Annotated in this window: 13 protein-coding genes; 4 read left to right on the top strand and 9 right to left on the bottom strand. The window is 46.2% G+C overall.

The features are described 5' to 3' along the window. Nucleotides 1-346: 346 nt before the first annotated feature. The 6 genes from fre to trxA form a co-directional block, all read right to left on the bottom strand. A complete protein-coding gene (gene fre, locus ACWYVB_RS22935; RefSeq protein WP_005398442.1) occupies nt 347-1,060 on the bottom strand; it encodes an NAD(P)H-flavin reductase in 714 nt (237 codons plus the stop codon). Nucleotides 1,061-1,074: 14 nt separating this feature from the next. After that, on the bottom strand, nt 1,075-1,344 hold the full coding sequence (locus tag ACWYVB_RS22930) for a 2Fe-2S iron-sulfur cluster-binding protein (protein ID WP_012841284.1): 270 nt from the start codon (nt 1,342-1,344) through the stop codon (nt 1,075-1,077). Next, entirely contained in the window at nt 1,341-3,194 is a 1,854-nt protein-coding gene (gene ubiD, locus ACWYVB_RS22925) for a 4-hydroxy-3-polyprenylbenzoate decarboxylase (RefSeq protein ID WP_457530287.1), read from the bottom strand. The genes ACWYVB_RS22930 and ubiD overlap by 4 nt, the downstream gene beginning before the upstream one ends. Nucleotides 3,195-3,286: 92 nt before the next feature. Beyond that, nucleotides 3,287-4,279 (bottom strand): hypothetical protein, encoded by a 993-nt coding sequence (locus ACWYVB_RS22920; RefSeq protein WP_012841282.1) that lies wholly within the window; start codon nt 4,277-4,279, stop codon nt 3,287-3,289. 104 nt (nt 4,280-4,383) lie between these two features. After that, nucleotides 4,384-5,643 (bottom strand): transcription termination factor Rho, encoded by a 1,260-nt coding sequence (rho, locus tag ACWYVB_RS22915; protein WP_005378757.1) that lies wholly within the window; start codon nt 5,641-5,643, stop codon nt 4,384-4,386. A gap of 196 nt (nt 5,644-5,839) precedes the next feature. Continuing rightward, the gene (gene trxA / locus ACWYVB_RS22910) at nt 5,840-6,166 is read right to left on the bottom strand and encodes a thioredoxin TrxA (protein WP_004745500.1); all 327 of its coding nucleotides are present in this window, start codon (nt 6,164-6,166) and stop codon (nt 5,840-5,842) included. Nucleotides 6,167-6,277: 111 nt separating this feature from the next. Here trxA and rhlB point away from each other — a divergent pair, with 111 nt between their 5' ends. Together rhlB and gppA are read left to right on the top strand one after the other, a co-directional pair. Beyond that, nucleotides 6,278-7,597 (top strand): ATP-dependent RNA helicase RhlB, encoded by a 1,320-nt coding sequence (gene rhlB / locus ACWYVB_RS22905; RefSeq protein ID WP_005397003.1) that lies wholly within the window; start codon nt 6,278-6,280, stop codon nt 7,595-7,597. A gap of 19 nt (nt 7,598-7,616) precedes the next feature. After that, on the top strand, nt 7,617-9,110 hold the full coding sequence (gene gppA / locus ACWYVB_RS22900; protein WP_258660413.1) for a guanosine-5'-triphosphate,3'-diphosphate diphosphatase: 1,494 nt from the start codon (nt 7,617-7,619) through the stop codon (nt 9,108-9,110). Nucleotides 9,111-9,290: 180 nt separating this feature from the next. Here the strand turns inward: gppA and ACWYVB_RS22895 are convergent, their stop codons facing one another. From ACWYVB_RS22895 to recQ, 3 genes are all read right to left on the bottom strand, one after another. Next, nucleotides 9,291-9,959 carry a 7-cyano-7-deazaguanine/7-aminomethyl-7-deazaguanine transporter gene (locus ACWYVB_RS22895; protein WP_005397008.1) on the bottom strand — a complete coding sequence of 223 codons (669 nt, stop codon included), beginning with the start codon at nt 9,957-9,959 and terminating at the stop codon, nt 9,291-9,293. 282 nt (nt 9,960-10,241) lie between these two features. Next, the gene (locus tag ACWYVB_RS22890; protein ID WP_047010220.1) at nt 10,242-10,547 is read right to left on the bottom strand and encodes a DUF3630 family protein; all 306 of its coding nucleotides are present in this window, start codon (nt 10,545-10,547) and stop codon (nt 10,242-10,244) included. A gap of 9 nt (nt 10,548-10,556) precedes the next feature. Next, nucleotides 10,557-12,392, bottom strand: a complete 1,836-nt coding sequence (gene recQ, locus ACWYVB_RS22885; RefSeq protein ID WP_203346819.1) for an ATP-dependent DNA helicase RecQ — start codon at nt 12,390-12,392, stop codon at nt 10,557-10,559. A gap of 174 nt (nt 12,393-12,566) precedes the next feature. On the opposite strand from recQ, the gene rarD reads away from it, so the two are divergent. Both rarD and ACWYVB_RS22875 read left to right on the top strand, forming a co-directional pair. Beyond that, entirely contained in the window at nt 12,567-13,484 is a 918-nt protein-coding gene (gene rarD, locus ACWYVB_RS22880; protein ID WP_006743075.1) for an EamA family transporter RarD, read from the top strand. A gap of 74 nt (nt 13,485-13,558) precedes the next feature. Next, the gene (locus ACWYVB_RS22875) at nt 13,559-14,356 is read left to right on the top strand and encodes an AraC family transcriptional regulator (protein ID WP_031780599.1); all 798 of its coding nucleotides are present in this window, start codon (nt 13,559-13,561) and stop codon (nt 14,354-14,356) included. Nucleotides 14,357-14,370 lie beyond the last annotated feature (14 nt).

Genomic DNA, 14,370 nt, shown 5'->3' with positions numbered 1-14,370 from the left:
ATTGGATTATCATCAACGAGTGCCCACACAGATTGATAGGTCTATATTGTTAAAGAGCTTGCTTTGCGAGAAGTTTTTCTCTCAAAGCGGAGGTGCATTCTAGCGATTTAATTGGCAGTGTCAAACACTTTTTCAATTTTATTTTCGTAGAAGCTTTTTACCTCTCCGACCCTGCTGAAGCCTTATCGCGTCTGCCGTGTCGGTGGATGCGCATTATAGGGAACTCAGATCCGTTCGCAACCCTTTTTTGGAAAAAAATGGAAAAAACTGACTGTTCGATGACTATTTCATCAAAAAAGCAAAAAAGAGGGTAAAAAACCCTCTTTTTTTGCCTCATAAGCCGTATTTAAATGAATGCGTACGCGTCTGCGAACATACGTTCGCTCTTCGCTTTCTTGTTCTGAGTGAACTGTTCACGTGCTGCACCAGCCATTTCGAAGCGACCTGCAATATAGATATCGTAGTTTTCTAAGCTTTCGAAATCTTCACTCACCGCTTGTAGCACGTTACCAACCTTACCTTGCCAATCAGCAGGTGCTTCTTCTACTACTGGAACAAAGTGAACGTTAGTAAACTTATCAGCGATCTCGACCAGTTCTTCTTTTGCATAAAGTTGGCAGTTATCGCGCGCGCCCCAATATAGATAGATAGGGTTGGTTTTGTTCTGCGCTACGCAGTGATCCAGAATCGAGCGCACGTAACTAAAACCTGTACCACCAGCAATTAATAATAGTGGACGTTCACTTTCTTCTTGAACCCAAGCATCACCATGCGGGGCATCAATTTCAATCTGACCATCAGTTTCAAGCGCCGCTTGCATTGCTTCGACAACTTCTTGAGCGTAAGCGTTGTGTTCCGCCGCACCGATATGCAGTTCAAGTTCACCTTCATGACGGCAAGGGCTGCTCGCGATAGAGAAAGGACGTTTGTCTTTTTCACCCATCACTACCATTAGGTACTGACCCGCTTTAAAAGGCACTGGTGATTCTGGGTGAAGAAGGATTTGGTAAGTATTACAAGCTAACGGCTGAATAGACTTTACTTTACATTGGATGGTCATGGTGTTCCTCTCGCTTACTCATCAAAAGTAAGCACTAAATTACTTTCTGTATAGGCTTGGCAAGGGAATATCCAACCTTGCTGTTGCTCTTTTTCGGTTAGCATCGGTTCGAGGTGGTAATTCACCTCGCCCGTTAGCTTTTTACACATGCACATGGCGCAAGCGCCAACTTGGCAACGGTGTGGGAAGCGAATATTGTTGTTGAGCGCAGCTTCCAACACCGTCTCCCCTTCTTTTACTGGAAACGTAACGTCCATTGGTAGAAGGTGGACTTGATGACTCATAGAATACCTAACTGGTCCCAAATCTCATCGACTTTAGCCACAAGTTTAGGATCTTTTTTGATAGGCGTACCCCACTCGCGCGTGACTTCAGATTCGAACTTGTTGGTCGCATCCAATCCTAATTTGGATGAACTCTCAGTATTACCACGCACTTGAGTTGTGTCTCTATCTGGGTCCATTCGAGTTGTTACAGCCCAAATGATGTCATTCCAATCTCGTGCATTGACGTCATCGTCGCACAAGATAATGAATTTGTTATCCGCGTACTGAGCAAAGAATCCCCATAAATATTCCATCAATTCTTGAGATTGACCGGCTTGGTCTTTCTTCATGGTCACAACAGCAAATTGGTTGTTTGCTGTGGCTGGTAGATAGACATCAACAATCTCAGGGCGTTGCTGTTTTAATGCATCCAGATCCGCTTCGTTAATCGCTTTATTGTCACGCTCAGTAACCTTGGTTCGTGTCGCGAGTTCAGCATCCCATTTAATGGTCGCATCCAAGCCCATCTTAGAGCCAAGCCCAACCACTGGCGAAGCAAAGTCGAGCGAGTCGATTGGCGTGTTGTCTATCATCAAGGTATCACGTACAGGATCCATATGCTCTGACATGGCTTTAACGACATCATTCCAATCTCGTGCGTTTACCGATTCATCGCACACAATAACAAACTTGGTGTACATGAATTGACGTAAGAAAGACCACACACCCATCATTACGCGCTTGGCATGTCCTGGGTACTGCTTCTTCATGGTGACGACTGCCATTCGGTACGAACAACCTTCTGGCGGTAGATAGAAGTCTTCGATCTCTGGGAACTGCTTTTGCAGAATCGGCACAAAGACTTCGTTTAATGCCACACCCAATACAGCTGGTTCATCTGGCGGACGGCCTGTGTAGGTACTGTGGTAGATTGGGTCTTTACGCATGGTAATGTGCGTAATGTTAAACACGTGGTGCTTTTCTTTTTCGTTGTAGTAGCCAGTGTGATCGCCATAAGGACCTTCATCAGCAAACTCGTTCGGGTCGATATAGCCTTCCATGACGATTTCCGCGCTTGCTGGCACTTCCAGATCATTGCTGACTGACTTAACGACTTCAGTTTTGCTTCCACGCAGCAAACCTGCAAACGCGTACTCCGATAGCGTATCTGGCACTGGTGTTACTGCGCCAAGAATGGTTGCAGGGTCTGCGCCAAACGCAACCGAAACCGGAAAAGGTTTACCTGGATTGGTTTCCATCCAATCACGTAGGTCAAGCGCACCACCACGATGAGCTAACCAACGCATGATGATTTTGTTCTTGGCGATTTTCTGTTGGCGGTAAATACCTAGGTTCTGACGTTTCTTGTTTGGACCTTTGGTCACGGTTAAGCCCCACGTGAGCAGTGGTGCAACATCTTCTGCCCAACAGCTCATTACCGGGACTTTATCCAAATCGACTTCGTCCCCCTGCCAAACAACCTCTTGGCACGCCGCTTTGCGCAGACGCTTGGCTGGCATGTTCAATACTTGCTTGAACACTGGCAATTTTTCCAATGCGTCTTTGAAGCCTTTTGGTGGCTCAGGTTCTTTTAAATAAGCCAGCAGTTTACCAACTTCGCGCAGTTCTTTTACGTCTTCGCGTCCCATACCTATCGCGACACGCTCTGGCGTACCAAATAAGTTAGTCAGAACGGGGACGTTGTAGCCGATCGGATTCTCGAATAACAAAGCAGGGCCACCAGCACGCAAGGTGCGGTCACTGATTTCTGTCATTTCGTAAGCGGGATCGACAGGGTGAGCAATGCGTTTAAGTCGACCTTTCTGTTCTAGGTGGTCGATAAATTCGCGTAAATCCTTAAAACTCATAGGCCTTCATGACTGGCTGATTAAACTGTCCGCAGTATAACAAATAGGAGGACGCTAAGATCCTCCTATTTTGTGTGGGTATGTGAGCCAGATTACTTTAATACTTGCTCTATCTGCCGAGTCTTCACTTGATGGTTGTTAGAGACTAACTCTTCCAACCAGGTTTGATGCCCTTGCTGCGCCAGCTCTCGAGCGACCATGGTAGCTTCTTCCGATAGTGCCATTTTGCTCACTAGAAACTGTTTCACTTGCGGAGATAAAGGGTTGGACTTTGTAAGTAGACTAATGGCTTCTGGTTTGAGTGACGGATTGACGGTGGAGTTCATCAATTGCTGAATTGAAAAAACGTCCCCAACCGTAGCTAAACGCTCGAGTTCGGACTGGCTGTTGTAATCCGCTCTCATCCGCCAGAGTAAGTTGTACACTTCCTCATCTTGACTTACTTGCGCTAATCTCACGATCACGGCTGTCGATGGTAGCCAACTGGTCACATTCGCTTTGGTTAACTGAGTGGTTAATGCGGCAAGCGCATGCGGTGATAAGCTGTCCAACTCTCGAATCAAAAGTGCTTCACGCGCCTGAACTTGTTGAGATTGCCCTGTAAGCCATTGCTTTAAGTCGAGCTCTTTCCGCTCAGCTTGTAGTACAAAGTCCAAGGTACTTTGGTCTTGCTTCCAACGCTTAATCAAGCGGCTCGCAATGGCAGGAAAGTTAAAGGCAGGCACACTAAACTCATACCCGTCCCCTCGCTCTAGAACCTGATAAGTAGGAGTCATACGGATCTGAGACTCAACAAACAGAGCCATTCTAGGCGTGAGAATCACATCTTGCTTCTCAAGCTTTTCCAATAACCGAAAACGCACGACCTCTTGTTGAGGTAAAGCTAGTCGATCAAGGGCAAATTTAAGCGAGTCGACTTCATCCCTGACAACGTAATCAAGCAGTTCAGAGACTTTAGCCTGTATTTGAGTATCCTGAAGCCACTGTTCTACTACAGACTCCTGCATTTCCTTGGCAGATAACGTCGCGGGTAGTGTGATAAGTGACAAGCTCAGGAGTAATGACGACAACATTCCTTGTTGCATGTTAACCTCCCGATAACATTTTCCTCATTCTGATGCTTCCATCGGGAGAAAGCAACAAAAAAGCCACCGTTAACGGTGGCTTTTTTAGAATAAGGACTCAGCTATTACTGACGACGCATCGCATCGAAGAACTCATCGTTGGTCTTCGTCATCGCTAGCTTATCAATGAGGAATTCCATCGCGTCGATTTCGCCCATTGGGTGAACGATCTTACGCAGAATCCACATTTTCTGTAGTTCATCAGTCTTCGTCAGTAGCTCTTCACGACGTGTACCTGAACGGTTGAAGTCAATCGCAGGGAATACACGCTTCTCAGCAATCTTACGGTTCAAGTGCAGTTCCATGTTACCTGTACCTTTGAACTCTTCGTAGATAACTTCATCCATCTTAGAACCAGTATCTACTAGTGCCGTTGCGATGATCGTTAGGCTACCGCCCTCTTCAACATTACGTGCTGCACCAAAGAAACGCTTAGGACGGTGTAGTGCGTTTGCATCCACACCACCTGTCAGTACTTTACCTGATGAAGGTACTACGGTGTTGTAAGCACGAGCGAGACGAGTGATAGAGTCAAGCAGGATAACCACGTCTTTCTTGTGTTCAACAAGACGTTTCGCTTTCTCGATTACCATTTCCGCTACTTGTACGTGACGAGATGCTGGCTCATCGAAAGTCGACGCGACTACTTCACCTTTAACTAGACGCTGCATCTCTGTTACTTCTTCTGGACGTTCGTCGATAAGAAGTACCATCAACTCACACTCTGGGTGGTTGTATGCGATGCTTTGAGCAATATTTTGCAGAAGCATTGTCTTACCCGCTTTTGGCGGAGCAACAATCAGACCACGTTGACCTTTACCGATAGGCGATGCCAAATCTAAAACACGTGCTGTGATGTCTTCTGTAGAACCGTTACCACGCTCCATTACCATGCGTTCATTTGCATGTAGAGGGGTAAGGTTTTCAAATAGGATCTTGTTACGAGCGTTGTCTGGTTTGTCGTCGTTAACGGTATTGACTTTTAGAAGGGCAAAGTAGCGTTCACCGTCTTTTGGTGGACGAATTTTACCAGCGATAGAGTCACCAGTACGTAGGTTAAAGCGACGAATCTGACTTGGTGATACGTAGATATCGTCCGGACCCGCAAGGTATGAACTATCTGCACTGCGTAGGAAACCAAAGCCGTCTTGCAGAATTTCCAGAACCCCATCGCCAAAGATGTCTTCGCCGCCTTTAGCGTGCGCTTTTAAAATCGCGAAGATGATGTCTTGTTTTCTTAAGCGAGCTAGGTTCTCTAATCCTAAGCTTTCGCCCAGTTTTACAAGGTCAGACACAGGTCTGTTCTTCAGTTCGGTAAGGTTCATGGTGGTGGATTCTTGTTTAGTCAAAATAAGATCTGTTTTCTAGTTAAGATGGATTTGGTCTCAGGATCGACCAAGAAGAGAAATTTGTTCAATTAACGCGCGATAAGTTAGCACTAATTAGTATTCTAGTCCAGAGTTAGAAAAACAAAACCGTGCGTTGTTACTTTGCACGGTTTTATCTGTAATCACTTGGTGATTATAAGTTTGCGTCCAAAAACTCTTTTAGTTGAGTTTTAGACAGAGCACCAACTTTCGTTGCCGCTACGTTGCCGTCTTTGAATAGCAGTAGCGTTGGAATGCCGCGAATACCAAACTTAGGTGGTGTACCTGCGTTATGGTCGATGTTTAGTTTACCGATAGTGAGTTTGCCTTCGTACTCGTCTGCGATTTCGTCCAGAATAGGAGCGATCATTTTACAAGGACCACACCATTCTGCCCAGAAATCCACTAGAACCGGGCCTGCAGCGTTGATTACATCGTTTTCAAAACCGTCATCAGTTAGCTGCAAAATCTTATCACTCATCTTCCACTCCAATGTGTTTTTCGAAACTGGTTGGATGATAACCAGTAATTAGATGCCCTATTGGAATGTATTTACTTTCGTATTGCAAGCTTTAGCTGATATTCTATAGCCATGAAAAAGACGCATATCACAGAGCAAAAGTTCGCCGATTTGGGCTTAAAGCCCCAAGTTATTGAAGGATTGGACAAAAAAGGGTTCGAATTTTGTACCCCTATCCAAGCCTTGGCGTTGCCGGTCCTGCTCACCGGCCAAGACATCGCAGGCCAGGCCCAAACGGGTACTGGTAAAACGCTCGCGTTTCTTACTGCTACATTCAACCACCTTCTGACGACACCAGAGCATGAAGGTCGTAAGCCTACGCAGCCACGCGCAATCATTATGGCGCCAACACGTGAGCTTGCTATTCAGATTTACAATGATGCAGAAGCATTAACTGAGAGCACTGGTCTAAAAACCGCTTTGGCTTACGGTGGTGAAAGCTACGATAAGCAATTGAATAAGCTGCAAGATGGTGTCGATATTCTGATTGGTACGACAGGCCGTATCATCGATTTCTACAAACAGCGCGTATTCAACCTTAACAACATTCAAGCCGTTGTTCTGGATGAAGCCGACCGCATGTTCGATCTTGGCTTTATTAAAGACATTCGCTTCTTGTTCCGTCGTATGCCTGAGCCAAAAGAGCGTTTGAACATGCTGTTCTCAGCGACGCTTTCTTACCGTGTTCAAGAACTGGCATTTGAGCACATGAACACCCCTGAGCATGTTGTGGTAGAGCCAGAACAGAAAACTGGTCACCGCATTCAGGAAGAACTTTTCTACCCTTCTAACGAAGATAAAATGGCCCTCCTTCAAACTTTGATTGAAGAAGAATGGCCAGATCGCGCCATCATTTTTGCGAACACGAAACACAAGTGTGAATCGGTTTGGGGTCACTTGGCCGCCGATGGACACCGTGTCGGTCTTCTTACTGGTGATGTACCGCAGAAGAAACGTGAAAAGATTCTTGAGCAATTTACCAAAGGTGATGTCGACATTCTTGTTGCAACTGACGTTGCTGCGCGTGGCCTGCACATTCCTCAAGTGACGCACGTTTTCAACTACGACCTTCCTGACGACTGTGAAGATTACGTTCACCGTATTGGCCGTACAGGTCGTGCTGGGGCAAGCGGCCACTCGATCAGTTTTGCTTGTGAAGAGTACGCAATTAACCTGCCTGCAATCGAAGAATACATTGAGCACACTATCCCAGTTTCAGAATACGATTCGTCAGCGCTGATCCAAGATCTGCCAGCGCCAATTCGTATGCGTGCGCCACGCAACCAACAGCGTCGTACGAATACTGGCGGTACTCGTTCAGGTTCAGGTAACCGCAAGCCGCAAGGACGTCGTCCGCGCCAACCGCGTCAATCGGCACCAAAACAATCGTAAAAGGAAACTGAGTTCGTTTATGAGTCAAGCAGGATCATCGCCGCTATACGCCGCCATCGACCTCGGGTCGAACAGTTTTCACATGCTCGTTGTGCGTCATATCGATGGCAGCGTTCAAACAATGGCTAAAATTAAGCGCAAGGTTCGTCTAGCAGCGGGCCTAGATGAACATAATTCTCTTAGTATGGAAGCTATGCAGCGAGGATGGGACTGCTTAAGTCTATTTGCGGAACGCTTGCAGGATATTCCTAAACAAAACATTCGTATTGTAGGCACAGCCACTTTACGTACCGCCACGAATGTAGATGTGTTTCTGGAGAAAGCGAACCAGATTCTTGGTCAACCAATCGACGTTATCTCCGGTGAAGAAGAAGCAGCCACTATCTATAAAGGTGTCGCACACACTTCTGGAGGCAGTGGTCGCCGCCTTGTTGTCGATATTGGTGGCGCAAGTACAGAACTCATCATCGGTGAAGGTTTCGAAGCCAAAGCACTGACCAGTTTAAAAATGGGTTGTGTGACTTGGCTGGAAAACTTCTTTAAAGATCGCCAGTTGAATGCGCGTAACTTTGACGCAGCAATTGAAGGCGCGAAGCAGACTATCCAGCCAATTCTAGAGCGCTATACAGAAATCGGTTGGGATGTGTGCGTTGGCGCATCAGGCACCGTTCAGGCATTGCAAGAAATAATGCTAGCGCAAGGTATGGACGAAGTAATCACTCACTCCAAATTGAAACGCCTGCAGAAGCAAGCCATGTTAGCCGATCATTTAGAAGAGCTCGACATTGAAGGCTTAACGCTTGAGCGTGCGTTAGTATTCCCTAGTGGCCTATCTATTTTGATTGCCGTTTTTGAATTACTGGAAATCGACGCGATGACACTCGCTGGCGGCGCACTACGTGAAGGCTTAGTCTACGAGATGGTTGAAGAGCTACGTCAAGAAGACATCCGTGCTCGCACAATTGCCAGCGTACAAAATCGTTATCAGCTCGATCACCAATACGGTGAACAAGTTGCGACACTGGCAAGCAAACTGTTGGAGCAAGCCGGCGGCGATGAGTGGATTACTGAACCTCAAGGCAAGATATTGCTTGAAACCGCCGCAAAGCTGCATGAAATCGGCTTAACGATCGATTTCAAAAAAGGCGGAGAGCACAGTGCTTACCTACTCCAGAATTTGGATTTACCTGGCTACACTCGCGCGCAGAAGTTCTTTATTGGTGAGATTGCCCGTCGTTATCGAGAACAACTCACCTCACTGCCTGAGCAACACGCGTTATCAGGCTCAAGTGCCAAGCGCGTACTGCGGTTGTTGCGCTTAGCGGTGTTGTTGACTCACCGTCGCAACCAAAACTTAGAGCCAAACGTAGTATTAACGGCTGAAGGTGACAATCTAATATTAAACATTGATGCGCAGTGGCTAGCGGCCAACCCGTTGACCGCCGCTGAGCTAGAAATCGAATCCAACCGTCAAACTGATATCGGTTGGCCATTAACGATTACCTCTGATTAATGGTTGTTATCCCATGACAAAGGCTCCTTCTGGAGCCTTTTTAATACCCGTTATTATCCTATGTACAACTCATAGAGTTTTGAGACACCGATGATCTAAATACTCATTTCGCTGTACATTTGCTTTAGAAACAACAAAGCCGCTATCAAAAGCGGCTTTGTTGCTATTAACTGATGAAAACTATGCCGTCGTCGTAACTTTAAAGTTAGGGTTCACTGCCGTTAGCTTCTTAATTAAGTAATTCAGTAGTACGCCGTACATAGGCACAAACAGACCAAGACTAATCACTAACTTAAAGCCGTAGTCCACCAGCGCGATTTCCGTCCAATGCTCCGCCATAAATGGATCTGGACTTTGGTAGAACGCAATCGCGAAGAAGGCGATGGTATCCAGTGCATTACCAAAAAGCGTTGAACACGTTGGGGCCACCCACCACTGTTTCATTTGACGTAGGCGGTTGAACACGTGCACATCCATAATCTGACCAAGTAGATACGCCATGAAGCTAGCAATCGCGATACGAGCAACGAATAAGTTAAATTCCCCTAGGTGACCAAAACCTTGGAACTGCCCCTCGAAGAACACCACCGATAAGAAGTAAGAGACAGCCAAAGCAGGCAACATTACTAAGAAAATGATCTTACGCGCCAACTGAGCACCGAAAATACGTACGGTTAAATCCGTCGCAAGGAAAATAAATGGGAAGGTGAATGCACCCCAGGTGGTATGTAAGCCAAAGATAGTAAACGGTAGCTGAACTAGGTAATTGCTGGACGCAATAATGACTAGATGAAATAAAACCAGATAGATAAGGGCGTTGCGCTGCTGCGCAGGGGTAAAGTTACTCATGCGATACCTTTTTAGTTTGGTTTGGGGGCGAGGGAACCCAAATCGAGCGTTTTCTACAGAGAAAAGCACTCTTACCAACAATGTAAAAAATGACGATTAAACTAACTTAACTCATTCAGAGTAAAGCGGTGGGCGATTATACATTAACCAATTTTACTCACAAGCGGTGTTTTATACGCAAACGTTTCTTCGCGAACATCACGTCAAAACCAAGGGCTTTGATACAAAAATAAGAAAGGGTGTTTCATGTGAAACACCCTTTAAAGAATAGATAACTTGAATTTAGAAGCCGCGTTGGAACAATCCGGCTAAATAGTCGAGCTCTTCCCTACTCTCTTCTATTGTTAGCGCTTCAAACCAAATCGCTTCGCTGTAGTGCTCCGCTTTCATAAACAAGCGGCAGCCTTCAAAATCGATCAACCAAGAGTGAATATCCGCATCCCACTGTTTTTCTACCACAGACGCAGATAATAATTTCACCAAACGCTCACCCAATGCCGGAAAAGTATCGAGGTCAAAGCTTGGAGCGGTAATAATAAGACGCCCTTCTTCAACAATGTAATCAGCGAGACCAAATTCCTTGTGCATATGGATTCCTTATCCGTGGTGAGTAATGTGTTCTTGGATCAGATCCAAGAATGGATCGGCGTATTTTTCTAGTTTACGTTGACCAACACCACTAACCGCTAACATTTCGCCGTATGACGTTGGCAGCATTTCTGCCATATCAATCAAGGTCGCATCACTGAATACCACATATGGTGGTAAACCATCTTCATCGGCGATCGACTTACGTAGCTTACGTAGTTTGGCAAACAACTTCTTATCGTAGTTTTTGCTGGTCAGTTTATCCGACTTCGCGGCACGTGCAGCGGTATCTAAACGTGGAACTGCAAGTTCTAAAGACACATCACCACGTAGTAATGGACGTGCTTCTTCGGTTAATTGCAACGTCGAGTTACGAGTGATGTTTTGAAATAGCAGCCCTTTATGAATTAACTGGCGGAAGATACTCACCCAGTAATCATGGCTGTGATCACGACCAATGCCGTAAGTCGAAATTTTATCGTGGCCGTGTTCGCGCACACGAATGTTTTGCATCCCACGCAGCACCTCAACCACATACGTCATACCAAAACTTTGGTTAACGCGGTAAACACACGACAACGCTTTACGCGCTTCTTCGGTCGCATCAAAGTGTTTTGGTGGATCCAGGCAGATATCACAGTTACCACACGGCTTTTCGCGATACTCTCCAAAATAGTTGAGCAGTACCTGACGACGACAGGTTTGCGCTTCCGCAAAAGCACTCATCGCATTGAGTTTGTGGCTTTCTACCTGCTTCTGCGGTCCATCATCTTTTTCATCCAACATACGACGCAACCAACTGATGTCTGCTGGGTCGTATAGCATCATCGCTTCGGCAGGCAGGCCATCTCGCCCTGCTCGACCGGTTTCCTGATAATAGGACTCGATGTTACGTGGAATATCAAAATGCACGACAAAGCGCACGTTTGGCTTATTGATCCCCATACCGAATGCAACCGTCGCAACGACGATTTGAATGTCATCACGTTGAAAAGCTTCCTGAACGTAAGCTCGCTCTTCAGCATCCATCCCTGCATGATAACCAGCAGCGCGGATATGGTTGTTGCATAGCTTCTCGGTCACCATTTCAACTTTCTTACGACTGCCGCAATAAATAATGCCGCAGCTTCCCTTTTGGGTGGCTAGATAGCGAATGATTTGAGAAACCGGTTTGTGCTTTTCTACCAAGGTGTAACGAATGTTGGGACGATCAAAGCTTCCTAGATACACCTGAGGCTCATGTAAGCGTAAGCGTTCTAGAATATCACGACGCGTCGCATCATCGGCAGTGGCAGTGAGTGCCATAAAGGGCACATGCGAAAAGTGTTGCTTTAACTGACCTAACGCCGCGTATTCTGGGCGAAAATCATGTCCCCACTGAGAGATACAATGTGCTTCATCCACGGCGATCATAGATAAGGGTAAGTTTTCTAAACGCTCAATAAAGTCACGCATTAACACGCGCTCTGGCGAGACATACACTAGCTTAAGCTGACCAGAGTGCATGCGATTATACACACTCAGTAGCTCTTCTCGATTCATGGTCGAGTTCACACACTCCGCAGCTACGCCATTGGCTTTCAGTTGATCAACTTGGTCTTTCATCAATGAAATCAGCGGTGAAATCACCAAGGTAATCCCTGAGCGCACTAACGCCGGAATTTGGTAACAGAGAGATTTACCGCCACCCGTCGGCATGATGACTAAGCTGTCTTTGCCTTCGATAGCGGCTTCAATAACTTCTTGCTGACCATCACGAAACGTCTGGTAACCGAAGACTTCCTCCAACACACGTTGAGGCGTTACAGGCGTATCTGATTGTTCGGCTAGCAAGGTTGAGGTCATGAATAATCTCAGATTGAGTGATCGTAGAAATGCTTTTGCATGCCCAGGCACACAAAGTGAGGGCACATTGTAATGGGGTTTCGTGGTGAATAAAACCGCAAATTGCTAGGTGTTTCGCATCACGACTCGTATACTGATTTTCTGCTCTATAAACACACAATTAGGTGACACATCATGACACCAGAAGACGAACAACAACGCGCTCGGCAAGGTATCTTGCTGGCGATTGGTGCCTATACCATGTGGGGCATTGCGCCGATGTATTTTAAATCCATCGCACAAGTATCCCCTTTGGAGATTCTGAGCCACCGGGTGATTTGGTCTTTCTTTTTGCTTGCCGCACTCCTTCACTTTGGCCGTCACTGGCGCTCGGTTTACTACATCGCGAAAGACAAAACGAAGATCGCTTACCTGATCGCAAGTTCTGTATTAATTGGCGGAAACTGGCTGATTTTTATCTGGGCGGTCAATTCCAATCATATGCTTGACGCAAGCTTAGGCTATTACATCAACCCATTAATCAATGTCTTGCTCGGTATGGTCTTTTTGGGAGAGCGACTTCGTAAGTTGCAATGGTTTGCTGTCGTATTAGCGGGCTGTGGCGTACTGGTCCAATTGATTGTATTCGGCTCCGTGCCCGTTGTTGCGATGGCGTTAGCAATGAGTTTCGGCTTCTATGGCCTCTTAAGGAAGAAAGTCAGTGTCGATGCAAAAACAGGATTGTTTATCGAAACATTACTTCTTCTGCCTGTCGCCGCCGTGTATCTGCTGTTTATTGCAGAAACCCCAACGTCGAATATGCTCACTAACCCGTTAGCATTAAATAGCTTGTTGATTGCAGCAGGGGTGATTACCACACTGCCCCTACTTTGTTTTACGGGTGCGGCAACAAGACTCAAATTATCAACGTTGGGCTTTTTCCAGTACATCGGCCCAAGCTTGATGTTCTTACTGGCAGTACTGATGTATGGCGAACCCTTTACCATGGATAAAGCGATTACCTTTGCCTTTATTTGGGGAGCGCTAGTCGTATTTAGCTTTGATGGACTGCGCAACAACCGTCGCTCACGCCGAATCGTTCAGCCACAGTGATCGTTTTTTACAAGACAAGTTAGAAATTGCCAGATAAGCTTGGTCACAATGTGACCAAGCTTTTTTTGTATGTAATGGAACAGATTCAATACTACGCAACCGACCATGATCAGCTGAGCCTGATCGAGGCGAAATACCAGAAGTTTGCTTTTCAAAGGCACTATCATCTGGATTTTCACCTCGGTCTAATCACGCATGGCACGCAAAAGTTCCAATATCAAGGCTGTAGCCATCAAGTGGGTCATGGGCAAATCGTAATTATGCCGCCAGATGAACTGCACGACGGGCACTCTAAGCTCGAAAGTGGCTATGAAGTGAATGTATTTGCGATCGAGCCGCACCTACTCAGCGATCTTGCCGATCTTAGTCAAAATGGTCAAATAATCCGCTTTAATGAATTGATCATCTCCGATCCACAGATATTTTCACAACTTAGTAACTTACATGCTCTTCTTCGCCGCGATAACCTCAGCCAACTCACCAAAGATTGCCTTCCTTTTGAAGGATTTAATCAACTTTTTGATCGCTACGGATCACTCGCGAGGCAAAAAGTGGTTCCGCTTGGAAAACAGTCTTTGCATACCTTAAAAGATTACTTAATGGCGAATCTCGACCAAACGGTTCGCTTAGATGCCCTATCAGAGCTCTGCCAACTGAGCCCCACGCAGTTTCAACGCCATTTCAAAGCGCAAACGGGGATGACTCCCTACGCTTGGTTTGCTCGCTTGCGATTAGAGCAAGGAATGAAACTACTCCAAGCAGGATGGTGTGGTACGGACGTCGCCTATCAAGTGGGCTTTTATGATCAGGCCCACTTTAGTAAAGCGTTTAAACAAACCTATGGCGTCTCGCCTTCGCAAGTGGCACGCTAATATCTCATACGCTG

The sequence above is a fragment of the Vibrio sp. JZG10 genome (assembly GCF_054064075.1).
The sequence above is the reverse complement of the archived record's forward strand: the minus strand, read 5'-3'. Positions and strand labels throughout refer to the sequence as shown.

Coding starts and splice junctions, on each gene's coding strand:
- fre (WP_005398442.1), bottom strand. CDS start 1,060: ATGACCATCCAATGTAAAGTAAAGTCTATTCAGCCGTTAGCTTGTAAT.
- ACWYVB_RS22930 (WP_012841284.1), bottom strand. CDS start 1,344: ATGAGTCATCAAGTCCACCTTCTACCAATGGACGTTACGTTTCCAGTA.
- ubiD (WP_457530287.1), bottom strand. CDS start 3,194: ATGAGTTTTAAGGATTTACGCGAATTTATCGACCACCTAGAACAGAAA.
- ACWYVB_RS22920 (WP_012841282.1), bottom strand. CDS start 4,279: ATGCAACAAGGAATGTTGTCGTCATTACTCCTGAGCTTGTCACTTATC.
- rho (WP_005378757.1), bottom strand. CDS start 5,643: ATGAACCTTACCGAACTGAAGAACAGACCTGTGTCTGACCTTGTAAAA.
- trxA (WP_004745500.1), bottom strand. CDS start 6,166: ATGAGTGATAAGATTTTGCAGCTAACTGATGACGGTTTTGAAAACGAT.
- rhlB (WP_005397003.1), top strand. CDS start 6,278: ATGAAAAAGACGCATATCACAGAGCAAAAGTTCGCCGATTTGGGCTTA.
- gppA (WP_258660413.1), top strand. CDS start 7,617: ATGAGTCAAGCAGGATCATCGCCGCTATACGCCGCCATCGACCTCGGG.
- ACWYVB_RS22895 (WP_005397008.1), bottom strand. CDS start 9,959: ATGAGTAACTTTACCCCTGCGCAGCAGCGCAACGCCCTTATCTATCTG.
- ACWYVB_RS22890 (WP_047010220.1), bottom strand. CDS start 10,547: ATGCACAAGGAATTTGGTCTCGCTGATTACATTGTTGAAGAAGGGCGT.
- recQ (WP_203346819.1), bottom strand. CDS start 12,392: ATGACCTCAACCTTGCTAGCCGAACAATCAGATACGCCTGTAACGCCT.
- rarD (WP_006743075.1), top strand. CDS start 12,567: ATGACACCAGAAGACGAACAACAACGCGCTCGGCAAGGTATCTTGCTG.
- ACWYVB_RS22875 (WP_031780599.1), top strand. CDS start 13,559: ATGGAACAGATTCAATACTACGCAACCGACCATGATCAGCTGAGCCTG.